Annotated in this window: 24 protein-coding genes; 10 read left to right on the forward strand and 14 right to left on the reverse strand. The window is 60.1% G+C overall.

What is annotated here, in order from left to right:
* The gene (locus tag D7S44_RS01885; RefSeq protein ID WP_120451497.1) at positions 1-1,473 is read right to left on the reverse strand and encodes an AlkA N-terminal domain-containing protein; all 1,473 of its coding nucleotides are present in this window, start codon (positions 1,471-1,473) and stop codon (positions 1-3) included.
* 157 nt (positions 1,474-1,630) lie between these two features.
* On the opposite strand from D7S44_RS01885, the gene D7S44_RS01890 reads away from it, so the two are divergent.
* The 3 genes from D7S44_RS01890 (at position 1,631) to pnuC (ending at position 4,083) form a co-directional block, all read left to right on the forward strand.
* Positions 1,631-2,149 (forward strand): methylated-DNA--[protein]-cysteine S-methyltransferase, encoded by a 519-nt coding sequence (locus tag D7S44_RS01890; RefSeq protein ID WP_120451499.1) that lies wholly within the window; start codon positions 1,631-1,633, stop codon positions 2,147-2,149.
* Between the two features lie 139 nt (positions 2,150-2,288).
* Positions 2,289-3,350: a quinolinate synthase NadA gene (gene nadA / locus D7S44_RS01895; RefSeq protein WP_120451502.1), complete on the forward strand. Its 1,062-nt coding sequence runs from the start codon at positions 2,289-2,291 to the stop codon at positions 3,348-3,350.
* 10 nt (positions 3,351-3,360) lie between these two features.
* Positions 3,361-4,083 carry a nicotinamide riboside transporter PnuC gene (gene pnuC / locus D7S44_RS01900; protein ID WP_120451504.1) on the forward strand — a complete coding sequence of 241 codons (723 nt, stop codon included), beginning with the start codon at positions 3,361-3,363 and terminating at the stop codon, positions 4,081-4,083.
* Here pnuC and zitB read toward each other — a convergent pair.
* The 4 genes from zitB to D7S44_RS01920 all read right to left on the reverse strand — a co-directional run bounded on the left by zitB (position 4,077) and on the right by D7S44_RS01920 (position 9,084).
* On the reverse strand, positions 4,077-5,033 hold the full coding sequence (gene zitB, locus D7S44_RS01905; RefSeq protein WP_120451506.1) for a CDF family zinc transporter ZitB: 957 nt from the start codon (positions 5,031-5,033) through the stop codon (positions 4,077-4,079). The two genes, pnuC and zitB, sit on opposite strands and share 7 nt — an antisense overlap.
* On the reverse strand, positions 5,023-8,076 hold the full coding sequence (locus tag D7S44_RS01910) for a hybrid sensor histidine kinase/response regulator (RefSeq protein ID WP_120451508.1): 3,054 nt from the start codon (positions 8,074-8,076) through the stop codon (positions 5,023-5,025). The genes zitB and D7S44_RS01910 overlap by 11 nt, the downstream gene beginning before the upstream one ends.
* Positions 8,058-8,639, reverse strand: coding sequence for a response regulator transcription factor (locus D7S44_RS01915; RefSeq protein WP_120451510.1), 582 nt, complete (start codon positions 8,637-8,639; stop codon positions 8,058-8,060). Before D7S44_RS01915 ends, D7S44_RS01910 begins: the two co-directional genes overlap by 19 nt.
* Before the next feature lie 88 nt (positions 8,640-8,727).
* A complete protein-coding gene (locus D7S44_RS01920) occupies positions 8,728-9,084 on the reverse strand; it encodes a YbgS-like family protein (protein WP_120451512.1) in 357 nt (118 codons plus the stop codon).
* A gap of 288 nt (positions 9,085-9,372) precedes the next feature.
* On the opposite strand from D7S44_RS01920, the gene aroG reads away from it, so the two are divergent.
* Entirely contained in the window at positions 9,373-10,425 is a 1,053-nt protein-coding gene (gene aroG / locus D7S44_RS01925) for a 3-deoxy-7-phosphoheptulonate synthase AroG (RefSeq protein ID WP_120451514.1), read from the forward strand.
* Between the two features lie 96 nt (positions 10,426-10,521).
* Here the strand turns inward: aroG and gpmA are convergent, their stop codons facing one another.
* From gpmA to modE, 6 genes are all read right to left on the reverse strand, one after another.
* A complete protein-coding gene (gene gpmA / locus D7S44_RS01930; protein ID WP_103794935.1) occupies positions 10,522-11,274 on the reverse strand; it encodes a 2,3-diphosphoglycerate-dependent phosphoglycerate mutase in 753 nt (250 codons plus the stop codon).
* A 163-nt stretch (positions 11,275-11,437) separates the two neighbouring features.
* The gene (gene galM, locus D7S44_RS01935; RefSeq protein WP_120451516.1) at positions 11,438-12,472 is read right to left on the reverse strand and encodes a galactose-1-epimerase; all 1,035 of its coding nucleotides are present in this window, start codon (positions 12,470-12,472) and stop codon (positions 11,438-11,440) included.
* Positions 12,466-13,614, reverse strand: coding sequence for a galactokinase (gene galK, locus D7S44_RS01940; RefSeq protein ID WP_120451518.1), 1,149 nt, complete (start codon positions 13,612-13,614; stop codon positions 12,466-12,468). Before galK ends, galM begins: the two co-directional genes overlap by 7 nt.
* Positions 13,611-14,660, reverse strand: coding sequence for a galactose-1-phosphate uridylyltransferase (gene galT, locus D7S44_RS01945; RefSeq protein ID WP_120451521.1), 1,050 nt, complete (start codon positions 14,658-14,660; stop codon positions 13,611-13,613). The genes galK and galT overlap by 4 nt, the downstream gene beginning before the upstream one ends.
* 234 nt (positions 14,661-14,894) lie before the next feature.
* Positions 14,895-16,367: a molybdate ABC transporter ATP-binding protein ModF gene (gene modF, locus D7S44_RS01950; protein ID WP_120451523.1), complete on the reverse strand. Its 1,473-nt coding sequence runs from the start codon at positions 16,365-16,367 to the stop codon at positions 14,895-14,897.
* A 76-nt stretch (positions 16,368-16,443) separates the two neighbouring features.
* Positions 16,444-17,226 carry a molybdenum-dependent transcriptional regulator gene (gene modE / locus D7S44_RS01955; RefSeq protein ID WP_120451525.1) on the reverse strand — a complete coding sequence of 261 codons (783 nt, stop codon included), beginning with the start codon at positions 17,224-17,226 and terminating at the stop codon, positions 16,444-16,446.
* 134 nt (positions 17,227-17,360) lie between these two features.
* Between modE and D7S44_RS01960 the strand changes: the two genes are divergently transcribed.
* From D7S44_RS01960 to modC, 4 genes are all read left to right on the forward strand, one after another.
* Entirely contained in the window at positions 17,361-17,513 is a 153-nt protein-coding gene (locus D7S44_RS01960; RefSeq protein WP_120451527.1) for an AcrZ family multidrug efflux pump-associated protein, read from the forward strand.
* Between the two features lie 134 nt (positions 17,514-17,647).
* Positions 17,648-18,421: a molybdate ABC transporter substrate-binding protein gene (gene modA / locus D7S44_RS01965; protein ID WP_120451529.1), complete on the forward strand. Its 774-nt coding sequence runs from the start codon at positions 17,648-17,650 to the stop codon at positions 18,419-18,421.
* A complete protein-coding gene (gene modB, locus D7S44_RS01970; RefSeq protein ID WP_120451531.1) occupies positions 18,418-19,107 on the forward strand; it encodes a molybdate ABC transporter permease subunit in 690 nt (229 codons plus the stop codon). Before modA ends, modB begins: the two co-directional genes overlap by 4 nt.
* Positions 19,107-20,165, forward strand: coding sequence for a molybdenum ABC transporter ATP-binding protein ModC (modC, locus tag D7S44_RS01975; protein ID WP_120452835.1), 1,059 nt, complete (start codon positions 19,107-19,109; stop codon positions 20,163-20,165). The genes modB and modC overlap by 1 nt, the downstream gene beginning before the upstream one ends.
* Here modC and D7S44_RS01980 read toward each other — a convergent pair whose 3' ends face one another.
* Positions 20,166-20,984, reverse strand: a complete 819-nt coding sequence (locus tag D7S44_RS01980; protein ID WP_120451533.1) for a pyridoxal phosphatase — start codon at positions 20,982-20,984, stop codon at positions 20,166-20,168.
* A 159-nt stretch (positions 20,985-21,143) separates the two neighbouring features.
* On the opposite strand from D7S44_RS01980, the gene pgl reads away from it, so the two are divergent.
* Together pgl and D7S44_RS01990 are read left to right on the forward strand one after the other, a co-directional pair.
* Positions 21,144-22,142, forward strand: a complete 999-nt coding sequence (gene pgl / locus D7S44_RS01985; protein WP_120451536.1) for a 6-phosphogluconolactonase — start codon at positions 21,144-21,146, stop codon at positions 22,140-22,142.
* 134 nt (positions 22,143-22,276) lie between these two features.
* Positions 22,277-23,209, forward strand: a complete 933-nt coding sequence (locus D7S44_RS01990) for an Rpn family recombination-promoting nuclease/putative transposase (RefSeq protein WP_120451539.1) — start codon at positions 22,277-22,279, stop codon at positions 23,207-23,209.
* A 47-nt stretch (positions 23,210-23,256) separates the two neighbouring features.
* On the opposite strand, the gene D7S44_RS01995 is transcribed toward D7S44_RS01990, so the two are convergent.
* On the reverse strand, positions 23,257-23,733 hold the full coding sequence (locus D7S44_RS01995; RefSeq protein WP_120451541.1) for a kinase inhibitor: 477 nt from the start codon (positions 23,731-23,733) through the stop codon (positions 23,257-23,259).
* 77 nt (positions 23,734-23,810) lie between these two features.
* Positions 23,811-25,103, reverse strand: a complete 1,293-nt coding sequence (gene bioA / locus D7S44_RS02000; RefSeq protein ID WP_120451543.1) for an adenosylmethionine--8-amino-7-oxononanoate transaminase — start codon at positions 25,101-25,103, stop codon at positions 23,811-23,813.
* Positions 25,104-25,169 lie beyond the last annotated feature (66 nt).

Below are 25,169 nucleotides of genomic sequence, written 5' to 3' on the forward strand. Positions count from 1 at the left end.
TTACGACCTTTTCTTCGCCTTCGCAGCCGTAAGGCTCTCCCAGATATGCATCACCGCATAGCTGCGCCATGGACGCCACTGCCGGGAACGCGCCTCCGCCTCAGACGGCTTCAGGCCGCCAAGATTATTACGGATGGCGATATCCTCTTTGGGGAAAGCGTCCGGCCAGCGCAGGGCGCGCATAGCAATATAGTGCGCCGTCCAGGGGCCAATGCCCGGCAGCGCGACCAGCTGTTTCATTACCGTCTCCGGCGACTGAGTGGCGTTAAAGCGCAGCGTTCCTGCTGCGCACGCCTGCGCAAAAGCGATAATGGCGCGCGAGCGCGCGCTGACGATACCCTGCGGCGCAACATCGTCTACCGTCAGGCTGGCAATGCGCTCTGGCTGGGCTGTGTAGCGCGTCAGATCGGGGAAGGGCGTCTCGCAGGGCTCGCCAAAGGCGGCGGCAAAGCGGCTGCTGACGGTGGTGGCGGCCTTAACCGTCACCTGCTGGCCGATAATAGCGCGCACGCCAAGCTCAAACGCGTCGAATGCGCCCGGCACACGTAAACCGGGATGCGCTATCAGGCTGGGAGCCAGTAACGCATCCTGAGCCAGACAGGCGGCAATTATCTGCGGCTGGGCGTTGAGGTCGAAAAGATCGCGCAGTCGTCGAAGCAGCAGCGGCAACACCGGCGTCAGCGAAGTGGAAAAAGTGACCTGCAGCGCGCTCTTGTCAGGCAAATGGGACACGCTGACCCAGCCGCGACAGCGGCCCAGCGCCACGGTGCGCCGGTAGGTGCCATCCTGCACCGCCTCGACCTCTTTCATGACATGCGTCTGCAAAAAGGCCAGCATCGCCTCCCAGTCATAGGGCGGGCGATACACAAGGCGCAGCGTGGCGCTGTCGCCCGGCTGTGTGCGCGTCGCGGCGCTGATGCCTTTTCGCAGCGCGCTCGGCGTCATGCGATAGCGCGCCCGAAACACGTCGTTAAAACGGCGCAGGCTGCTGAAACCGCTGGCGTAGGCCACTTCCGTCACCGGCAGCTGCGTCTCCGTCAACAGCTGCTTCGCCAGCAGCATACGGCGCGTCTGCTTCAGCTCCAGCGGCGATACGCCAAGTTCCTGCTGCACGATACGACGTAGCTGACGCAGGCTAACGCCAAACTCGGCGGCGATCGCCTCCAGCCCTTCGCGCTCCTCCAGCATGCCCTCTTCAATACGCTGAATCAGCCGATCCGCCACGCGGTGAGGCTGGTCGACCGGCGCATTGCCCGGCGCCAGCTCGGGCCGACAGCGCAAGCAGGGACGAAAATGGGCTTTCTCCGCCGCTTCGGCGCTGGCGAAAAACAGGCAGTTTTTCTGCTGCGGCGCTTTAACCGGACAGATGGGGCGGCAGTAAATGCCGGTCGACGTGACGCCGACGAAAAAAACGCCGTCGAAACGGGTATCGCGCGAGGTTAACGCCTGATAAGCAATCTCAGAATCGAACATGATGACTCCTGCAAATAAACAGAGCCTATACCCGGTTTTTGATGCAGACTCGCTGTTTTCGGACAGCAAAGCAGTTTAGCCTGATGACCGAAAACGGCCAGCGCGCCATGGATAAAATGCGACAATAGAGACTGTCTCAAACCGGGAGAACGGCATCATGTATCACTTCAAACTTGTCTCCACGCCGGTGGGCGAACTGAAACTGGTGGCGAGCGAGCGCGGACTCGCAGCCATCCTGTGGAAAAACGACGACCCGCATGGTTCGCGCTTTCTGCCACAAACGCGCGATGAGGCGCATCCAGTCCTTATTGAAGCCGAGCGTCAGCTGCGGGAATATTTTGCCGGCGAACGCCGCTGCTTTACGCTGCCGCTCGACTTCGTCGGCACCGAGTTTCAGAAAAAAGTGTGGAATGCGCTGGTGGCGATCCCCTTTGGAGAAACGCGCAGCTACAGCGAAATCGCCCGCCAGATTGGGCATCCGCAGGCGGTGCGCGCGGTGGGGGCGGCGAACGGCAGAAATCCTCTCTCTATCGTCGCGCCCTGTCATCGCGTTATCGGCGCCAACGGCAAGCTCACAGGCTTTGCCGGCGGGCTGGAGGTCAAAGCCTTCCTGCTGGATCTGGAAATGCCGCAAAAAGCGGGCGTGCTGCCGCTGTTCGTCGAGGAGCCGCGCTAAGCTGCTGCTTAAAAAAGAGCACGACACCACGGGTCGTTTCCGCTATCGTGTTTAGCATATAAAACACGATGGCGGAATGAACGCATATATCCGCTATTTTAAATGATTTTCGTTCATTTGATAAAACGAGAGCGGTGTAATGAGTGCTTTATTCGATACAGAAAACGCAGCCTGGCCCTTTCCGGCCAAACCCGCGCGGCTCAGTGCCGACGAAAAACAATTTTACCTCAGCAAAATCAAACGCCTGCTAAAAGAACGCAATGCGGTGATAGTGGCTCACTACTACACCGATCCGGAAATCCAGGCGCTGGCGGAAGAGACCGGCGGCTGCGTAGCGGACTCGCTGGAGATGGCGCGCTTTGGCAGCACGCATCCCGCCTCAACGCTGCTGGTGGCGGGCGTGCGTTTTATGGGCGAAACCGCCAAAATCCTCAGCCCGGAAAAAACCGTGCTGATGCCAACGCTGCAGGCTGAATGTTCCCTTGATCTCGGCTGCCCCATTGAAGAGTTCACCGCTTTTTGCGATGCCCATCCCGACCGTACCGTGGTGGTTTACGCCAACACCTCGGCGGCGGTCAAAGCGCGCGCTGACTGGGTTGTGACCTCCAGCATTGCGGTTGAGCTGATCGACCATCTCGACAGCCTGGGCGAAAAGATCATCTGGGCGCCGGATCGTCATCTCGGCCGCTACGTTACGCAAAAAACCGGCGCGGACGTGCTCTGCTGGCAGGGCGCCTGCATTGTGCATGACGAATTCAAAACCCAGGCGCTGCTGCGCATGAAAGCGCTTTATCCCGACGCGGCGGTGCTGGTGCATCCGGAATCGCCGCAGGCGGTGGTCGATCTGGCTGACGCGGTCGGCTCGACCAGCCAGCTGATTCAGGCGGCGCAGCGGCTGCCGCATCCGCAAATGATCGTGGCGACCGATCGCGGCATCTTCTACAAAATGCAGCAGGCGGTGCCGGAAAAAACGCTGCTGGAAGCGCCCACCGCGGGCGAAGGCGCCACCTGCCGCAGCTGCGCGCACTGCCCCTGGATGGCGATGAACGGCCTTAAAGCCATTGCCGAAGGGCTGGAGCAGGGCGGCGCGCAGCATGAAATAGCGGTTGATGCTGCGCTGCGCGAGGCGGCATTATTGCCGCTCAACCGCATGCTATCCTTTGCTGCGGAACTTAAACTTAAGGTCAAAGGGAACGCCTGAGGAACAGATGATGGATTTTTTCAGCACAAGCAATATCCTGGTTCATATTCCGCTCGGCGCGGGCGGCTACGATCTTTCATGGATTGAAGCCATCGGCACGCTGGCGGGGCTGCTCTGCATCTGGCTTGCCAGTCTGGAGAAAGTCATCAACTATCCGTTCGGCCTGATCAACGTCACGCTGTTCGCCGCGATCTTCTTTCAGATCCAGCTCTACGCCAGCCTGCTGCTGCAGCTTTTCTTCTTCGTCGCGAATGTCTATGGCTGGTACGCATGGAGTCGACAAACCGACGATCGCCAGGCTGCGCTGAAAATCCGCTGGCTGCCGCTGCCGAAAGCGCTGGGCTGGGGGGCGGTCTGCGTCGTCGCCATTGCGCTGATGACGCGCTATATCGATCCGGTCTTCGCTTTCCTGACCCAGATCGCCGTATCGCTGATGAACGCGCTTGGCCTGCAGGTTGCGATGCCGACGCTGCAGCCCGATGCCTTTCCGTTCTGGGACGCCAGCATGATGGTGCTCTCTATCGTGGCGATGATCCTGATGACGCGTAAATATGTCGAAAACTGGCTGCTGTGGGTGGTTATCGACATCATCAGCGTCATGATCTTCGCGCGTCAGGGCGTCTACGCCATGGCGCTGGAGTATGTGATTCTGACGCTGATTGCGGTTAACGGTTCGCGCATGTGGATAGCGAGCGCGCGCCAGCATGGCTCGCGCGCGCTGGCGCGTCAGTGAGGATGCGCATGTTCGCCGTGATGATGGTGATGCGCCGGCTCTGAGCTATCGCTAAAGCCAAGCTCGCAGTCGGGCGTGGCGCACGGCTGATACTCCATCTGCACCGTAGCGTGTTCAATTTTATACTTCTGGTGCAGATAGTGATGGATACGCTGCAGCAGCGCATCGTGATCGTAAGGCGGGATCACATGCACGTGCAGCGTTACCACGGGTTTCTCGCCCACCTGCCAGACGTGCACATGGTGCACGTTGCGCACCTCCGGAATATTCAGCGTTAAATCGCGCGTCAGCTTCTCCGCATTGATCACTTCCGGCGCGCCCTCCAGCAGTTCGTGCAGGCTTTCGCGCAGCAGCGCCCAGGCGCTGCGCAGCACCAGTAGCGACACCAGCAGAGACAGAATCGGGTCGATGGGCGTCCAGCCGGTATAAAGAATAATCAACGCCGCAACAATCGCGCCGACCGAGCCGAGCAGATCGCCCATCACGTGCAGGGCAGCAGCGCGCACATTAAGGTTCTTCTCCTCGCTGCCATGGTGCAGCAGCCAGAAAGAGAGCATATTCGCCAGCAGGCCGCCGATGGCGATGCCGAGCATCAGGCCGCCGGTTACCGGCTGCGGCTGGTAAAAGCGGCGCAGCGCCTCCCAGACGATAAGCGCGGTGATCACCAGCAGGGCTATTGCGTTAACGAACGCCGCCAGCGTGGTAAGACGCAGCAGGCCAAAGGTGTGACGGGCGTTGGGTTTGCGCTGGGCGAAATGCACCGCCAGCAGCGCCATCAGCAGCGCGGCGGCGTCGGTGAGCATATGTCCGGCATCGGCCAGCAGCGCCAGCGAGCCGGAGATCCATCCGCCAACCGCCTCCGCCACCATAAAGAGTGCCGTCACGGCGAAGGCGGCCGCGAGGCGTTTACGATTGCCTGCCGGCGCGCTATGAGAGTGATTATGAGCCATAAGAGTCCAGTTTTTTCAGTAACCTGTTGGTGAGTAATAGTAGCAAATCCCAGTCGTCCGGCGCGTCCTGCTGCTGTTTAGCGCGATCGGCCAGCTGCTGACAGAGTGCGGCACCCTCTTGCATACCGATCAGCAGCCAGCTTCCCTTCAGGCGATGCGCCGCCTCCGCCAGCTGTGTCCAGTCGCTTGTCGCGCGCGCCGCTGTAATGCGCGCCACGTCGCTGTTCAGCGCGTCGCGCAGAGTCTGGCTGAGACGCGCCAGAAATTTCTCGTTCTGCTGCGCCAGCTGCCGCAGATTATCATCCAGCGCCGCCAGCGGGTCCCGATCGAAATGCGCCAGCAGCGCGGCGAGATCGCTGAGCTGCACTGGCTTGATCAGCACGCGTTCGTTCTCCTGCAGAGGCAGGCTGAGCAACTGCGCGTCTGCGGAGCAGAGCACCCGCATCGGCAGCGTCTGACGCTGGCGGTCGCGGCGACGCAGCAGCCGCAGCAGCAGCTGGCCGTCCGGGTGCGGCATCATCTGGTCGATAAACAGCAGATCGTAGGGCCGAGCGGCGTCGGCGCGCAGCAGGGCGCGCCCCTCGGCAAAACAGTCCGCCTCAACCGCGAACCGCGCCAGCTGCTGCTGCAACACCAGCAGATTCGCCGGATGATCGTCGACGATGGCGACGCGCAGCGCGGCGTAGCGGGGCAGGATAGCGTTCTCCTGCGGCGCGGCCTCGCAGCGCTGCAGCGGCAGCGTCACCGTCACGTCGGTGCCTCTGCCGGGCTGCGAGCGCAGCGCGATGTCGCCGCCCATGCGCTGCACAATCTCCCGGCAGATAAACAGCCCCAGCCCGCTGCCCTGCACCGATACCTTTTTGCCGGACGGCGCCTGATACCAGGGATCGAACAGCTTCGCCTGCTCTTCCGGCGGAATGCCGCTGCCGCTGTCGCGCAAAGTAAATACCAGCCGTTCGTCGGCGGCGAGCGTCAGGCGTATCTCGCCCTCGGTCGTGAATTTCAGCGCATTGGTCATCAGGTTATTGATCACCTGCTGCAGCCGATCCGCATCTATCATCACGCGATCCGGCAGCGGCGTCAGCGCCTCGACGCTCAGCGTCGGGCCGTCCACGCGCATCAGCGGATGATAAAAGCGCTGCTGCTGCGCCAGCCATTCCCCCAGCGCCAGCGGACGCGGCGCAAGGGCAAAGCTGTTGCTCTCAATACGCGCGTGATCCTGCAGATCGTTCAGCAGCGTCAGCAGCGAACGGGCGCTGCTGTAGACCAGCGCCAGGTTCGCGGAGCGCGCTTTTTCCAGCTCCAGCAGACCCAGAATCGCCTGCATCGGCGTACGTAACTCATGGCTGACGGTGGCAAGAAACTGGCTTTTCATCGCATTGGCGCGCTCGGCCTGTTGACGTTGAAGACGCTCGCGACGCTGCTGCCAGTAACGGCGCGCCAGCAGCAGCAGTAAAATGACGATAGCCGCGCCCGCCGCGGCGAGCACCAGCCGCGGCAGTGCGCGCATCGCCATCACATTGCCCGGCTGCGGCGGCGTCAGCCAGCCGTCACGCATCTGACGCTGCGTGTCGACGGGAATTTGCTGTAGCGCGCGGTTGATCAGCGGACGCAGCAGCGGCTGGTCGGCGGTCACGCCCAGCGCGATCGGCCAGGCGATATCGCTGGCGGCGAAGGCGAGATGCAGCCGATCGCCGTAGCGTCCGGCGATGCGCCAGCGCGCCGACAATACATTATCGGCCAGCGCATCGATCTGCCCATTCGCCAGCGCGTCGTACAGGCTGGCGCGATCGGTAAATACCTGCGGCGTCACGTCCGGCGGCAACAGTTGCGTCGCCACATCGTCGCGCAACAGGCCGATGCGTTTGCCCGACAGATCGTGCCAGCGGCTAAAGCTGGCGTCGCGCCGACTATAAATGCCCCACAGCGCGCGCCAGACCGGCAGCGTGGCGTTTTGCGTCGCTTCGCCGTTGAGCGGCTGTGTCAGCCGCAGCATCACCTGATGCTGCGCCAGCAGTTCATCAGCCTGTTGCGGGCCAGCGACCCAGCGCGGCGCGAAGCGAACGCCGCTGCTCTGCGCGATAGCGTTCAGCAGATCGACGCTGTAGCCGCGCGCCGCGCCGTTGCTGTCACGGTAGCTCCAGGGCGCGTTGTCGCTTTCCGCCGCGTAGTCGATCACCGGATGCGCGCGCAGCCATGCGCGCTCCGCCGCGCTCAGCATCAGGGTTTGCGTATCCTGATAGCGCGGCAGCGGTGCGCCCCAGCGCGACTGCAGATTGGTCACCAGCTCGGCAGGCAGCTGGCGCAGACTCTGATTCAGCCAGTCGATCAGCCCGGCATCACGGGCGAAAGCGCGCAGCGTCAGCTGGCCGACATCCAGCTGTGAGGCGATCTGATAGATCTCCCCCTGCTGCAGCTGACTGAGCAGAAAACTGGCGCTGATCTCATCCGCCACCACATAGTCGTTCTGCTGATTCAGCAGCGTGGAGAGCGCCTGGAGATCGTTGCTGTAGGTGCGCCAGCGATGTTTTTCCGCAACCGCTGCGGGCAGCTGCGCCAGCGTCACGCCGCTAATAGCGAGCTGCGCGTTCTGACTATTGAACATCACGGCGCGCGCGTTGCGCTGGCTGCGATAGATGCGCAGCGGACTGCTGAACCAGCTTTCGCTGTGCAGCACGCCCGCCGGCAGCGGGTTCGGCAGCGCGCCCAGCGCAAAATCGATCTGGCCGCTCTGCAGCGCTGCCATCAGCTGCGCGCGATCGGCGAACAGCTTTAGTGTGAAGCGGGCGCCGGTGAGCTGATGCAGCGCGGCCAGCGCATCGGCGTCAAGACCGTACAGCTCGTCGCCGACGCGCATCGTCCAGGGCGCGTTACTCTCCTCCAGCAGCCCGACGCGCAGCGTTTTTCCCTGCATCGTATCGGCGCCGTTGACAGGCATCATCATCGGCAGATCCAGGCTGCTGACCGGCCGCACTTCCGCCCAGGTTAGGGTAACGACCAGAGAGAGCAGCAGTAGCAGCCATTTCACTGCTGCGCTTTCCACAGGTCAGCCAGCTCCACCACCGAGCGCGCGCCGGTTTTTTCCAGAATATTCTTTTTATGGGTACTGACGGTTTTGTTGCTGATATGCAGCTGTTCGGCGATTTGCAGATTAGAGAGGCCGGTCGCCAGCAGTGCCAGCACCTGTTGTTCTTTACTGGTGAGCGGCAGGGCAGGCGCGTCAGCGGCGGGCGGAAAAGCGAGCTGGCCGCCCAGCACGGCGAGAATAGCGCTCAGCAGCTGCTCCATACGCTGGCTTTTGACGACATAGCCTGCCGCGCCCAGCGCCTGCGCGCTGCGCAAATAGTGACTGCTCTGTTGAGCCGAATAGATCAGAACCGGGATCAAGGGGAAGTGGATCTTCAGGCGACGCAGGATTTCCAGCCCGTCGCCGTCCGGCAGCCCGATATCCAGCACGATAATATCAGTGGGCTGCGTCAGCAGCTGGCGCGCCTGCTGTTCGCTGGCGGCGGACCGTAAAAGGATGGGGAAGGGCGCTCGTTCAAGCGCGGCTTCCAGCGCCACTTCAACCAGCGGATGGTCATCTATCAACAACAGCGAGGCCATGAAAATTTCCTGACAGGATTCATTGCCCCAGCATAGCGGAAGTTAGCGTAGAGAAAAATAATGGAGAGCCGAAGCTCTCCAGAATATATTACTGTGTGGTGCCGTCGGTTTTACGGTCGACTTTACCGCCGCCCTCTTTGGTTTGCACCTTGCTGTTAATATCCGGGCACTTGCCATCTTTACACTGGCTATTTTGATCCATTTCGTTAGCGGACATATTGCTGCCGCTCGTGCTGCCGCCATTAGCCGCAGGATTAGTATTGGTGTCAGTGTTATTAATCTTGTCATTATTGACTTTATTCGGCGGCAGATTCTGTTTTGCGCCGCCCGCTGCCGCGCCTGCTTCAGCCGCCTGGTTAGCGGTACCGTTATTGTCGGCCATTGCCGCGCCGCTGCCTAATGTCATTGCCGCCGTCAGAAAAATCATTGCAAATTTATTCATCATTATGCTCCTGTAATCAATGAAAGCTGCTGTTTGAAACCCGATGCTGCAGTTTGACGCAAAGATGTTCCGGCGAAATTTAATTTCACCCAAAGGTCGTCCGGAAGAGATAAATAATGTAAGCGAACCATTCCTCAGTGCTTACAAGTAAAAGCCTAGTTGAGAACCCTATAAATGCAAATTTCACGCGTGCATTTAAGATGCGTCCTGAATTTACACTCCGGGCGCAACGGGATAAATTGGGCGGGTTGTGCCCGACGCGCGTTGGGCCAGAAATAAATGGAATGATTAATGAATTACCAGAACGATGATTTACGCATTCGGGATATCAAAGAGCTGCTGCCTCCCGTTGCGCTGCTGGAAAAATTTCCCGCAACCGATAATGCCGCTCGCACCGTTGCCCGCGCCCGCGACGCTATCCATCAGATTTTGCAGGGCCAGGACGATCGCCTGCTGGTGGTAATTGGCCCCTGTTCGATTCACGATCCGCAGGCGGCAAAAGAGTACGCTTCGCGCCTGCTGAAGCTGCGTGACGAACTGAAAGGCGAGCTGGAAGTGGTGATGCGCGTCTATTTTGAAAAGCCGCGCACCACCGTGGGCTGGAAAGGGCTGATTAACGATCCCTATATGGATGGCAGCTTCCAGCTGAACGACGGCCTGCGTCTGGCGCGCCAGCTGCTGCTGGAGATCAATGACAGCGGACTGCCAGCGGCAGGCGAGTTTCTCGATATGATTACGCCGCAGTACGTGGCGGACTTAATGAGCTGGGGCGCCATCGGCGCGCGCACCACCGAGTCGCAGGTGCATCGCGAACTGGCGTCAGGACTCTCCTGTCCGGTCGGCTTCAAAAACGGCACCGACGGCACCATCAAAGTGGCTATCGATGCGATTAACGCCGCCGGTTCGCCGCACTGTTTCCTTTCTGTGACCAAGTACGGCCACTCGGCGATTGTGGAAACCAGCGGCAATGCGGACTGCCATATCATTCTGCGCGGCGGCAAAGAGCCAAACTACAGCGCGCAGCACGTCAGCGCGGTAAAAGCCGGGCTGGAGAAGGCCGGTCTGCCTCAGCAGGTGATGATCGACTTCAGCCACGCCAACAGCAGCAAGCAGTATCAGAAGCAGATGGAAGTAGCAGATGACGTGGCGGCGCAAATTTCAGGCGGCGAGCACGGCATTATGGGCGTGATGATTGAAAGTCATCTGGTCGAGGGCAATCAGAGCCTGGAGAGCGGCGAGCCGCTGGTCTACGGCAAGAGCGTTACCGACGCCTGCATCGGCTGGAGTGACACAGATAAAGTGCTGCGCCAGCTGGCGGCCGCCGTTAAGCAGCGCCGCGGCTGATTAGCAGCGACTCAGATGCCGTTCACGTCACCACCCGAGCGGCAGCAATAAAAAAGGCCAGACATCTTTCTGGCCTTTCTGCATTTCAGCTAACGCTTACTTCGCTTTACCCTGGTTAGCGACGGCTGCAGCTTTCGCCGCGATCTCGTCCGCATCGCCCAGATAGTAGTGTTTGATCGGTTTGAAATTCTCGTCGAACTCATAAACCAGCGGAACGCCGGTCGGGATGTTCAGCTCAAGGATCTCATCTTCGCTCATATTGTCGAGGTATTTCACCAGCGCGCGCAGCGAGTTGCCGTGCGCAGCGATGATCACTTTCTCGCCGCTTTTGATGCGCGGCAGAATGCTCTCGTTCCAGTAAGGGATAACGCGATCGATGGTCAGCGCCAGGCTCTCAGTGGTCGGCAGCTGCTCAGCGCTCAGCTTCGCATAGCGCGGGTCATGGCCGGGGAAACGCTCGTCGCTGCGATCCAGCTCCGGCGGTGTAACCGCGAAGCCGCGACGCCACTGTTTCACCTGGTCGTCGCCATATTTGGCAGCGGTTTCCGCTTTGTCCAGACCCTGCAGCGCGCCATAGTGGCGCTCGTTCAGACGCCAGGATTTCTCAACCGGCAGCCAGGCCTGATCCAGCTCATCAAGAACATTCCACAGAGTGTGAATGGCGCGTTTCAGCACGGAGGTGTAAGCAAAATCGAAGACGAAACCTTCTTTTTTCAGCAGCTGACCGGCTGCTTTGGCTTCGGTGCGACCTTTATCAGAAAGGTCCACGTCATACCATCCGGTAAAGCGGTTTTCCTGGTTCCACTGACTTTCGCCGTGGCGGACCAGAACCAGCTTAGTTACGGCCATAGTTAACTCCTTAACTCTTTGATGTTTCTACGATAATGGAAACCTTGCTGCAACCAACCCGACGCGCGCGCCCGGCGGCACATGGATAGCGCCATACCATAGCGGAAAACGGCGCAGGGCGTAAGCCTGTCGGCGACGCACTGCGCGTTTTTCATCCGGCGGCTCAGCGCGGCGTAAAGCGGTAGCGCGTCACGGACTCCCAGCGCTCGCCCGGCTGCAGCCAGCATGAGGGCTGGGGCCACTCAGGATGATTCGGCGAATCCGGTAAAAATTCGCTCTCAAGCGCAATACCCTGGAAAGCAGTATAGCTTTCCTGCTCACGCGCGCGCGTTCCCGCCAGATAGTTGCCGGTATAGAACTGCAGCGCGGGCGCGGCGGTCATCACGGTCAGCTGCAATTCGCCGTCGGCGGACCAGAGCTGCGCGGCAGGCTGGCTGGCGTCGCCAGCGCTGTCGAGCAGAAAGGCGTGATCGTAGCCCTTAACCGCCTGCTGATCCGCGTCGGCGAGGAAATCCTGCGCCACGATTTTCGCCTCGCGAAAATCGAAGCTGGTGCCTGTCACCGCTTTCAGCGGCGCGTTGGGAATACCGGCGCTGTCGACAGGCAGATAATGTTCGGCCAGCAGTTGTAAGCGATGCTGGCGCGCGTCGCCATGATGCGCGTCAAGATTAAAGTAGGCGTGGTTCGTCAGGTTGACCGGGCAGGGCTTATCGACCTCGGCCTGATAGCTGATCGACAGGCAATTGTCGTCGTCCAGCTCATAGCGCACCTGCGCCAGCAGATTGCCTGGATAGCCCTGATCGCCGTCTGGCGAGTCAAGCCGGTAAACCACGCTGGTTTCGCTCTGGCTGACGATCTGCCAGCGGCGCTTGTCGAAACCCTGCGGCCCGCCGTGTAGCTGATGCTCGCCCTGATTCGCCGCCAGCTGAATATGCTGCTGCGTCAGCGTCGCATTGGCGATGCGGTTGGCATAGCGTCCGATAGTCGCGCCGAGATAGGCATCCTGATGCAGGTAGTCGGAAGGCGTGGCGCAGCCGAGCAGGGCTTCACGCACGCTGCCGTCACGCATTGGCACGCGCGCCGACAGCCAGGTCGCGCCCCAGTCCATAAACGTCGCCACCATGCCGTTGGCGTTGCGTAAAACGGTAATGCGCCACGGCTGGCCGTCTGGCGCGTGTGAATTGACGTCGCTTAACATTGGCCGGCTCCTTCTGAGGCGGTGCAGACGTAGAACGTCTCTTTAATGCCGGTTTTCGCTTCGTACTGCTCCGCGACCGCCGCTTTCACCTGATCGACCAGATCGAACGGCATCAGGGCCACGACGCAGCCGCCGAAGCCGCCACCGGTCATACGTACGCCGCCGCGCTCGCCGATCTCCGCTTTGACGATCTCGACCAGCGTATCGATCGGCGGAACGGTGATCTCAAAGTCATCGCGCATTGAGGCGTGTGATTCCGCCATCAGTTCGCCCATGCGTTTCAGGTCGCCTCTGCTCAGCGCGTCGGCGGCTTCCAGCGTACGGGCGTTTTCGGTCAGAACGTGACGCACGCGTTTTGCTACCTGCGGATCCAGCTCGTGCTCTACCGCTTTGAACTGTTCGATATCTACGTCGCGCAGCGCAGGCTGGGCGAAGAAGCGCGCGCCGGTTTCGCACTGTTCGCGGCGCGTATTGTATTCGCTGCCAACCAGATTGCGGCGGAAGTTAGAGTTGATGATCACCACCGCGATATCTTTCGGCATAGAGACCGGACGGGTGCCGAGCGTGCGGCAGTCGAGCAGCATGGCGTGATCTTTCTTGCCCAGCGCGGAGATCAGCTGATCCATAATGCCGCAGTTGCAGCCGACGAACTGGTTCTCTGCCTCCTGACCGTTGACGGCGATGGCCGCGCCGTCGAGCTTCAGGTGATAAAGCTGCTGAAATACGGTGCCGACCGCCACTTCCAGCGACGCTGACGAACTCAGGCCAGCGCCCTGCGGTACGTCGCCGCTGATCACCATATCTACGCCGCCGAAGCTGGCGTCACGCTGCTGCAGATGTTTCACCACGCCGCGCACGTAATTGGCCCACATCGGCTCTTTCACGCTCATAATCGGCGCGTCGAGCGAGAAGCTGTCCTGCTGATTATCGTAATCCACCGCGACGACGTGCACCTGACGATCGTCGCGTTTCGCGCAGGCAATCACCGTCTGATAGTCGATGGCGCACGGCAGCACGAAGCCGTCGTTGTAGTCGGTGTGTTCGCCAATCAGGTTGACGCGGCCTGGCGCCTGGATCGTGTGGGTCGGCGCATAGCCAAAGGTGTCGGTGAAAATCTGCTGCGTGGTGCTTTTTAAGCTCATTGTTTTGCCTCGCGGAAATGAATATCACTAACGGCGCGCAGGCGTTCCGCCGCCTGTTCCGCCGTTAAATCGCGTTGGGTTTCGGCCAGCATTTCGTAGCCGACCATAAATTTGCGAACCGTAGCCGAGCGCAGCAGCGGCGGGTAAAAGTGCGCGTGCAGCTGCCAGTGATCGTTCTCTTCACCGTTGAACGGCGCGCCGTGCCAGCCCATGGAGTAGGGGAAAGAGCACTGGAACAGGTTGTCGTAGCGGCTGGTCAGCTGCTTGAGCGCCTTCGCCAGATCTGCGCTCTGCTCAGGCGAGAGATCGTTCAGGCGTTTAACCTGCGCTTTCTTCGGCAGCAGCAGCGTCTCGAACGGCCAGGCCGCCCACCAGGGCACCACCGCCAGCCAGTGTTCGGTCTCGACTACGGTGCGGCTTCCGTCGCTGAGCTCGCGCGCGGCGTAATCCACCAGCATCGGCGAGCGGTGCGCGGCGTAATAGGCGCGCTGATTAGTGTCTTCGCGCTGCGCTTCGTTGGGTAAAAAGCTGTTGGCCCACACCTGACCATGTGGATGAGGATTGGAGCAGCCCATCGCCGCGCCTTTGTTTTCAAAAACCTGCACCCAGGGATAGCGCTGGCCGAGATCGGCGGTCTGCTCCTGCCAGGTTTTTACCACCTCTTCCAGCGCAGGCAGCGACATCTCCGGCAGCGTTTTGCTGTGGTCCGGCGAGAAGCAGATCACTCGGCTGGTGCCGCGTGCGCTTTCGCAGCGCATCAGCACGTCGCTGCTTTCCGGCGCCTCTGGCGTCTCGGTCATCAGCGCGGCGAAATCGTTAGTGAAGACGTAAGTGCCTTTATAGTCAGGGTTCTTGTCGCCGGTGACGCGCGTGTTGCCCGCGCAGAGGAAGCAGTCCGGATCGTGCGCCGGCAGCGTCTCTTGCGATGTGGTTTCCTGCGCGCCTTGCCAGGGACGTTTGGCACGGTGTGGCGAAACGAGGATCCACTGATCGATCAGCGGATTGTAACGGCGATGCGGATGATCGACCGGGTTAAATTTTTCCATGTTGAGTCCTGGTTAACGTCAAAAAGCCAGACAGGCATTGTTAAAAAGTAGCACATCAGCGCCCGATAAAGCGTGATCAAGTCTGGATAAATGGAATCGTTTACACAAGCTGAAAATTCTTATTCAAAGCCTTTCTCTGTGGGATAAGTAACTTAAAAAGGCTAAGCAATGGTAGCGGTTACATGAGGCGGGGCAGGCGGGATAAGCGGACGCCGCCGGGCGGCGTCGCGCTGATTAACGCAGGCTCTCCTGCTGGTAGGCGTAGCCCTCTGCGGCAGGGACAAAGCTCAGGCGATGGGTAATGCAGCGCGGGGCGTCTTCGGCATGATGCGAAACGAACAGCAGCTGCGTGCGGCCTTCGCCAATCAGAATATCGACGAAACGGCGCACCAGCTGGCGGTTGATGGGATCCAGTCCCTGAAGCGGCTCATCAAGGATCAGCAGCGCCGGATGCTTCACCAGCGCGCGCGCGATCAGCACCAGCCGCTGCTGACCCCAGGAGAGACTGTGGAACGGCGCGTCGGCCAGCGCGTTGTCCATGCCGAGCAGCGCCAGCCACTGCCGCGCCAGCGCCTTTTGCCGTTCCGATACCGCCTGATAGAGGCCGATCGAATCGAAAAAGCCGGAGAGGATCACGGTGCGCACGTTCACGCTGACGCGATAGTCGAGATGCAGGCTGCTGCTGACATAGCCGATATGCTGTTTGATATCCCAGATGGTTTCGCCGCTGCCGCGCCTGATGCCGAACAGCGTGAGATCGTTGCTGTAGCCCTGGGGATGATCGCCAGTGACCAGACTCAGCAGCGTCGATTTACCCGCGCCGTTAGGGCCGACAATTTGCCAGTGTTCGCCGGCGTTAACCTGCCAGCTCAGCCCGTTAATTACCGCTTTATCATTGTAAGAGACCACGCCGTTGCGCAGTATGACGCGCGGCGCATCCGCTGCCAGCTGTGGAAGCTGATCGGGGGCGTCCGGCTCCGGCAGGGCCATCCCCTCCAGCTGTTCGCTGTGCGCCAGCTGCGCCACCAGCGCCTCCGCCAGGATCGCATCGCGCGCGCCGACGTGGGTCAGGGTGCACTCCGCAAGCACGCCTACCTGCTGAATAAAATCGGGAATATCGTCAAAACGGTTGAGCACCAGCACCAGAGCGACATCAGGCTGCTGCAGGCTCGCCAGCGTCTCCGTCAGGCTGGCGCGCGAGGCGACATCAAGGCCGTCAAAGGGCTCGTCGAGGATCAGCAGATCGGGCTGTTTCATCAGCGCCTGACAGAGCAGGACTTTGCGCGTCTCGCCGGTGGAAAGATATTTAAAGCGCCGGTCGAGCAGATAACCAATCCTGAACCGCTCCGCCAGCGCCAGTGCGCGCGCGTTATCTTTTATCTCGTCCTGGATAATCTCCAGCGCGGTGCGGCCGGTATCATCTTCGCCTTCGCTCAGCAGATCGGTGTTGTTGCGCTGCCATTCATCGGTGACCAGCTTTTGCAGCTGCTCCAGCGACAGACGCGTCGGACGCGCGAACTGGCTGATAAAATCGCCTTTTTCCGGCGTCAGCTCGCCCGCCAGCGCGCGCGCCAGCGACGATTTGCCGCTGCCGTTGGCGCCGACAAAGGCCCAGCTCTGGCCGCCTGTCAGCCGCAAATCGTTAAGGTTGAGTAATCGGGTGTCGCTAAGACGAAACGTGCCTTGCGAAATTTGCAATGAAGCCATGATTTATCCCATTTTATGCACTGTATTACCGAGTTGTAACCACAGCTGTCAGGGAAGTCAAATCATGGCGCATCGATCAGAGCAGCGTAGCAATAATCGCGTGTTCGGCATTAAAACTCGCCGTCACGCTCTCTCCTGGCTGCAGATTCTGCTGCTGCACCTGCTGATTAGGCAGCGTCGCGCAGAGGATTTCGCCGCTCGGCAGGGTCATCAGCACTTCGCTCATCTGCTCTCCTGGCTCAATCTGACTCACCTGCGCGTTGAGCTGATTATCCGCCTGCGACGCCTCGCGGCTGACCTGAATCCATGGCGCTTTAATCAGCACAAGAACCTCTTTGCCCGCTTCGAGCTGCAAGCGCTCGACGCTGCGCTGGGTCAGCGCGACGTTAAGCTGGGTTGCGCCGTCCGCCAGCCGCACCTGAAGGCGCTGCACCACATGCTGTTCGTCATGCGCCACCACGGTGCCGAATAGCTGGTTGCGCGCGCTGGTCTGCAACGAAAAGCGCGCGATGGTCGCCAGCAGGCTGTCGAGGGGTACTGAGTCGTTTTGCAGGGCGTCGAACGCCTTTTGCTGAATCTGTTCCAGCAGCTGAAACAGCTGAATAAGACGCTCGCCGTAGCGCGTCAGCTGCGCGCCGCCGCCGCCTTTGCCGCCGGTGGCGCGATCCACCAGGGTTTCGTCAGCCAGCTGGTTCATCTCGTTGATCGCGTCCCAGGCGCTTTTATAGCTGATGCCCGCCAGCTTCGCGCCCTGGCTGATAGAGCCGGTTTCGCGGATGCGTTTCAGTAACGTCATACGGCGCGGATCGGCAAACAGCTTCTGCTGCAGCCGGATGGTAAGGGAAAGTTCAGCCTGCATAGTCGCTTCTCCAGAAGATGTGAATGCAACGATCATAGCGGTGTCGGACGTAAAAAGTAAAAGCACGAAAAGGGCAGTGCGTTTTTTTCCTCAGACGTTACAATCACTTTTTTGCTTTGCTGAGTGAGACTTCCATGCTGGAACTGATTAAAAGCCTTGCTGTGGCGGTGATTATGGTGCCGGTGGTAATGGCGATTATGCTGGGCCTGATTTATGGTCTGGGCGAGGTGTTCAACGTCATCTCGAAATTTGGCCGCCGCGAGCACTCTTCACGCTCCACCCATTGATTTCCCGACGCCCGCTTAAGCGGGCGTTTTTATTGCGCCCGCTCAACCTTCTCCTTTTCCTGCCGATAATTTTGTAACGCTCCCCACATCTGCGTTGTATCATCGCTTACATAACGCATAACAGGAGAAAACTCATGACATTTCGTTCGTACCGCTGGGGGCTTGCCGCTGCGCTGAGCGTCACGCTGGCCGGGCAGGCTGTGGCCGCTGAAAAAGTGACTGTCTTCGCCGCCGCGTCGCTGACCAACGCGCTGCAGGAAATTGCGACGCAATATAAAAAGAAAACCGACGTGGAAGTGGTGTCCTCTTTTGCCTCCTCCTCCACGCTGGCGCGCCAGATTGAACAGGGCGCGCCCGCCGATCTCTTTATTTCAGCCGATCAGCAGTGGATGGATGACGCCGTCGCGAAAAAGAGCATGGATGACGCCACGCGCGTGACCTTGCTCGGTAACGAGCTGGTGCTGGTCGCGCCGCGCAGCGACAGCGCGAAGCCCGTTACGCTGAATGAACAAACCGACTGGAAAAGCCTGCTGAAAGGCGAACGTCTGGCGGTAGGCGATCCTGACCATGTTCCGGCCGGCATCTATGCGCAGGAAGCGCTGCAAAAGCTGGGTGCCTGGCAGACGGTATCGCCGTCGCTGGCGCGCGCCAATAACGTCCGCGCCGCGCTGGCGCTGGTGGAGCGCAATGAGACGCCTTACGGCATCGTCTACGGTTCGGACGCGGTCGCCAGCGATAAAGTGCAGGTGGTCGGTACTTTCCCGGCCTCCAGCCATAAGCCGGTTGAATATCCCATGGCGATAGTAAAAGCGCATAATAACGCCGCCGTTAAGGCGTTTTATGATTATCTGAAAGGCCCGGAAGCGGCCGCAGTGTTTAAACAGTACGGATTCTCCCCGAAAGCATGATACTCAGCGATCCCGAATGGCAGGCGGTAATGCTCAGCCTGAAAGTCTCCAGCATTGCAGTGCTGTTTAGCCTGCCGTTTGGCATCCTTGTGGCCTGGATTCTGGTGCGCTGCCGGTTTCCAGGCAAATCTGTGCTCGACAGCATTATTCATCTGCCGCTGGTGTTGCCGCCGGTGGTGGTCGGCTATCTGCTGCTGATCGGCCTGGGACGACGCGGCGTGATCGGCCAGTATCTGTATGACTGGTTCGGCTTCAGCTTCGCCTTTAGCTGGCGCGGCGCGGCGCTCGCCTCTGCGGTGATCGCCTTTCCGCTGATGGTACGCGCTATCCGGCTGGCGCTGGAAGCGGTAGATATGCGGCTGGAGCAGGCGGCGCGCACGCTCGGCGCCGGACGCTGGCGCGTCTTTTTCACTATCACGCTGCCGCTGACGTTGCCCGGCATAATCGTCGGCACCGTGCTGGCTTTTGCCCGTTCGCTGGGCGAGTTCGGCGCGACCATTACCTTTGTCTCCAATATCCCGCAGGAGACGCGTACGTTGCCGCTGGCGATGTTTACCCTGATCGAAACCCCTGGCGCTGAGGGCGCGGCGGCGCGTCTCTGCGTTATCGCGATCGCGCTGGCGCTGCTCTCCCTGATGATTTCCGAATGGCTGGCGCGCTGGGGCCGCAAAAGGATGGGCGCCTGATGCTGACGCTGAATTTTTCACAACGGCTGGGGGATCACCAGCTCGATATCGACGCGCAGATCCCGGCGAAGGGCATTACTGCGGTATTCGGCGTCTCCGGCGCGGGCAAGACGTCACTGATCAACGCCATCAGCGGCCTGACGCAGCCGCAACGCGGCACGATCGCGCTAAATGACCGTGTGCTGCTCGACGTAGAGAAAGGCGTGATGCTGCCGCCGGAAAAACGCCGCGTCGGCTATGTCTTTCAGGATGCACGGCTGTTTCCGCACTACCGCGTGCGCGGTAATTTACACTACGGCATGTCGTCCGCGATGAAAGGGCAGTTCGACGCGCTGGTCACGCTGCTGGGGCTGGAAACGTTGCTGGATCGCTTTCCGCTGTCGCTTTCGGGCGGTGAAAAACAGCGTGTCGCCATTGGCCGTGCGCTGCTGAGCGCGCCCGATATTTTGCTGATGGACGAACCACTCGCCTCGCTCGATCTGCCGCGCAAGCGCGAGCTGATGCCCTATCTGCAGAAGCTGGCGAAGCAGGTCGAAATCCCGGTGCTCTACGTGACCCACAGCCTTGATGAAATTTTACAGCTGGCGGAGAACGTGCTGGTGCTCGATCGCGGCGGCGTGAAGGCTTTCGGCCCGCTGGAAAAGGTCTGGAGCAGCAGTGCGATGCGTCCCTGGCTGCCGCTGAGCGAGCTGACCAGCGTGCTGCGCGTGCAGGTGCTGGAACACCATCCCGATTATCCGATGAGCGCACTGTCGCTCGGCGACCAGCATATCTGGGTGAGCCGGGTTAACCATCCGGTAAAAACGCCGCTGCGTATTCGTATCGCCTCGGCGGACGTCTCGCTGGCGCTGCAGCCGCCGCAGCACAGCTCGATTCGCAATATATTGCCGGCGCAGGTGGTAGAGCTGCTTGAGGTGGGCGATCAGGTTGAGGTTCGCTTGCGTATCGGCGTCAGCGAACTCTGGGCGCGCATTTCGCCCTGGGCGCGGGATGAGCTGGGCATTCGGCCGGATCAGTGGCTCTATGCCCAGATTAAAAGCGTGTCAGTCACCGCCTGATTACAGCAGCTGCTGCTGAATAACCGCAGCGATGCCTGGTTCAAGGTTGGTGCCGATCACCTGTTTCGCACGCGCCTTAATCGCCTCGTCGGCGTTGCCCATCGCCACGCCCAGCCCGACGGCTTCCAGCATGCTGAGATCGTTATAGTTGTCGCCGAAGGCGATGACGTCCTGCATGCTGAGGCCCAGCGAGGCGACCCACTCCGCCAGCCGCCGGCCTTTGCTGTTGCCGCGCTGCGCGATATCGACCTGATCGTGCCACGACCATTCGCACGCCAGCCCCAGCTCCGCTTCCACCTGGTTCGCGAACCGCTGCAGTTCGTCGGTGTTTTCATGCGAGAGCGCGAACTTCCAGATTGATTGCGCCTCGCGTGCCGCCGTCGCCAGGTCAGGCACCTGAACAAACAGCGGTCGCTGATGCGGCGGCAGCGATTCCGCCCACTTCAGCGTGCGCGTCACATGTCCCGTTGGCGTCTGGTAGAGCATCGCATCGTCAACGTAGAGCAAGCCATGGATACCCTTCTCATCTAACATCTCAATCACGCGCAGCGCCTGATCCTTATCCAGCGGATCGGCAGCCAGTACCTTTTTTGCCTGATAATCATACAAATAAGTGCCGTTACAGCAGATTGCGGGTGTATCGAGTTCCAGCGCCTGATAAAAAGGGTGGATAGCGCAGTGGTGACGACCGGTGACGATAGCCACCTTGACGCCAGCCTGACGCGCGCGCTTCAGCGCCTCGATCGACTGGGGCAGGATGGTTTTAGCGGGCGTCAGCAGGGTGCCGTCGAGGTCGAGGGCAATTACGCGATAGCTCATGGCTTATTCCGTCAGAAGGGATTAAAGAGGCATCGAGTCTACACCGGGGCGCGGTCCTGAGACAAAAAGCAGGGCACAAATGATCCCGGCGCACCGTAGAAAAAGAGACTACAGTGAGCCACAGACACAATACTGACAGGCTGCGAACAAGGAGAATGCATGAAACAAGTCGTTTATACCGCCAGTCCCGAGAGCCAGCAGATCCACGCGTGGCGGTTAGATGAAGAGGGCGCACTTTCGCTGTTGCAGGTGACGGATGTCTCCGGCCAGGTTCAGCCGATGGTGGTCAGCCCGAAGAAAGATTTCCTGTACGTCGGCGTGCGTCCGAACTTCCGCGTAGTGGCGTTTCGTATTGCTGCCGACGGCACCCTGAGCGAGGCGGGCGAAGCGCCGCTGCCGGGCAGCCCGACCCACATTTCCACCGATCGGACAGGCAACTATCTGTTTTGCGGCTCCTATAACGACGCCTGCGTCAGCATCAGTCCGATTGGCGAAGATGGCTTGCCGCAGGCGCCCTCTCAGGTGATCCGCGAGCTGGATGGTTGTCACTCCGCCAATATCGATAACGCCAACCAGACGCTGTTCGTCCCGGCGCTGAAGCAGGATCGTATTTGCCTCTATTCCCTGAGCGCCGACGGCAAGCTGGCGCCGCGCGCGCAGGCGCAGGTGACCACGGTAGAGGGCGCGGGTCCGCGCCATATGGCGTTTCATCCCAACGGCAGCTACGCCTACTGCGTGAACGAGCTGGACAGTACCGTTGACGTCTGGTCGCTGAATAATGCGCACGGCGAAGTCGAGCGCGTGCAGTCGCTGGATATGATGCCGCCGGGCTTTAACGAGACCCGCTGGGCAGCGGATATTCATCTGACGCCTGACGGCCGCTTCCTGTACGCCTGCGATCGTACCAGCAGCACCATTACGATATTCAGCGTCAGCGAAGATGGCGGCCTGCTCTCAATCGAAGGCTATCAGCCAACGGAAACGCAGCCGCGCGGCTTTAATATCGATAACAGCGGCCGTTATCTGGTGGCGTCAGGACAGAAGTCGCACCATATCGAAGTTTACCGTATCAGCGAGCCGCAAGGATTGCTGACGCCGCTGGCGCGCTATGCGGTGGGTCAGGGCCCAATGTGGGTGGTGATCCATCAGCTGGATTAAGATTGCCTGTTCAGGCGTGCGGGGTAGCGGCTCCGCACGCTTTTTCTAAAGTGCTCAACGCCGCTGCAAGATCAATATTGCGCTTTTTTGCCTGTGACAGGATACGCGGATTGTTTTTTTCGGAATCAGGAAAGATGAAGAAGAGCAACCGTACGCCTACCCCGCATGACGCCGCGTTCCGGCAGTTTCTCGGCCAGCCGGAAATCGCCCGCGATTTTATGCTTATCCACCTTCCACCCGAACTGCGCGCCGTCTGCGATCTCTCCACCCTGAAGCTGGAGTCCGGCTCTTTTGTCGAAGACGATCTGCGTCAGTACTTCAGCGATGTGCTCTATAGCCTGAAAACTACTACTGGCGATGACAGCTATGTTCATGTCCTGATTGAGCACCAGTCTACGCCGGACAAGCATATGGCGTTCAGACTGTTGCGTTATGCGGTCGCTGCCATGCAGCGCCATCTGGATGCAGGCCATAAAAAACTGCCGCTGGTGATACCGGTACTCTTCTATGCCGGTAAACGCAGCCCCTATCCATGGTCCACCTGCTGGCTGGATGAGTTCAGCGATCCGGCGCTGGCATCGCGGCTTTACGGCACGCCTTTTCCGCTGGTAGACGTAACCGTTATTCCTGACGAAGAGATCGCTGGCCATCGCACCATGGCCGCGCTGACGCTGCTGCAAAAACATATTCATCAGCGCGATCTGAGCGAGATGCTGGACAAGCTGGCCTCTATTCTGCTGGCCGGTTATCTCTCTTCATCGCAGGTAATATCGCTGGTACACTATATTATTCAGGCTGGCGAAAGCTCAGACGCCGAAGCCTTTGTTCGCAAACTGGCACAACGGATGCCGCAGCAGGGGGACCTCTTGATGACCATTGCAGAACAGCTTGAACAGAAGGGTATTGAGAAAGGCATCGAAAAAGGTATTCAGTTAGGCCGTCAGGAAGGCCGTAACGAAGGCAAACTTGAAGTTGCCCGCCGTCTGCTGGAGATGGGCATGCCGAGTGACGCTGTACAGCAGGCGACGGGCCTGAGCGAGGCGGAGCTGGCGCAGATCCGCCACTAACCCTTGCTATAGCGGCGCCGCTTTTCGCGGGCCGCATCCACTTCCCGTTACGAGTACTTCACCGTTATTGAAGCGCTCGCCAGCGCATGAAAATGTACGTTGAAGCCGACCATCGCGCCGCTCGCCTCAGCATCCACCTCGATTTTTTCTACATCCAGCGCATGCACGGTAAAAATATAGCGATGGCTTTCGCCCTGCGGCGGTGCCGCGCCGCCGTAGCCCGCTTTGCCGAAATCGGTACGCGTCTGCAATGCGCCCGGCGGCAGCATCGACTGGCCTGAACCGGCGCCTTGCTCCAGCAGGCGGGTGCTGGCGGGAATATTCACCACCACCCAGTGCCACCAGCCGGAACCGGTCGGCGCATCGGGATCGTAACAGGTGACGACGAAGCTTTTCGTACCCTCCGGCACCTCGTCCCACGCCAGATGCGGGGAGATATTATCGCCCTGGTAGCCCATACCGTTAAACACCTGGCGCTCCGGCATCTTGTCGCCGTCTTTAAAATCATTGCTGAAAACGCGCATCTTCTCTCCTCGATTGTCAGGACCTGTTCACTGCGAACGTTCTCCATCTTATCCAAAAAAGCAGGCGGTTCCAGTGGTTAGCCGCTAAAGTGCGCCTCCTGCGTCAGCGCTTCGGCAACCGCCTGCGTCAGGGCGCCTAACGCCTCTGGCGTAATGATATAGGGCGGCATCAGGTAGATCAGGCGGCCAAATGGACGGATCCAGACGCCGCGCTCGACGAAAAAGCGCTGCAGTCGGGCCATATTGACAGGACGATGCGTCTCGACAACGCCGATCGCCCCCAGCACGCGCACGTCCGCCACCTGCGGCGCCGCGCGCAGCGGCAGCAGCTCATCGCGCAGCTGCTGTTCAATACGCGCCACCTGTTGCGGCCAGTGGCCTTCGTTAAGCAGCGACAGGCTTTCTACCGCCACGGCGCACGCCAGCGGATTGCCCATAAAGGTCGGCCCGTGCATAAAGCAACCCGCCGGGCTGTTGCTGATGGTATCAGCGACATGGCGCGTAGCGAGCGTCGCCGCCAGCGTCATCATCCCGCCGGTCAGCGCCTTGCCGACGCAGAGGATATCGGGCGTCACCTCTGCATGTTCGCAGGCGAAAAGTTTGCCGGTACGGCCGAAACCGGTCGCGATTTCATCGGCAATCAGCAGCACGTTATAGCGATCGCAGCATTCGCGCACCCGTTGCAGATAGCGTGGGTGGTAGAAACGCATGCCGCCTGCGCCCTGCACAATCGGTTCAAGGATCACCGCCGCCAGTCGGGGATGGTGCTGCTCAATCAGGCGCACAAAATCATCCGCGTCGCGCTCGTCCCAGGGATCGTCAAAGCCGCACTGCGGCGCGGCGGCGAAATGGTGCTCCGGCAGGTAGCCGCGCCACAGGCTATGCATCGAGTTATCCGGATCGCAAACCGACATCGCCGCAAAGGTATCGCCGTGGTAACCGCGTTGTAGCGTCAGAAACTGCTGCCGCGTTTCGCCGCGCCCCAGCCAGTACTGCATTGCCATTTTCATCGCTACTTCCACCGCGACTGAACCGGAATCGGCAAGAAACACGCACTCCAGCGCGGCGGGCGTCAGCGCAACCAGCTGACGGCAGAGCGCGACTGCCGCTGGATGCGTAATGCCTCCAAACATGACATGCGACATCTGCGCCATTTGTTCCTGCATCGCCTGGTTCAGACGGGGATGGTTATAGCCATGGATCGCCGCCCACCAGGAGGACATGCCGTCCACCAGCTGGCGGCCGTCGGCCAGTTGCAGATGCATACCCTGCGCCGCAACCACCGGGTAGCAGGGCAGCGGATCGCGCATCGATGTATAGGGATGCCAGATATGCTGGCGGTCGAATTCGGCGTCCTGAGAGGTGAACATGGTAGTTGTAAACCAAAATAAAAAGATTTAGTTTACAAGTATAACCACGTTAACTGTCGGGATGAC

This window comes from Pantoea piersonii, from assembly GCF_003612015.1.
In the GTDB taxonomy this organism is placed as follows: Bacteria; Pseudomonadota; Gammaproteobacteria; order Enterobacterales; family Enterobacteriaceae; genus Pantoea; species Pantoea piersonii.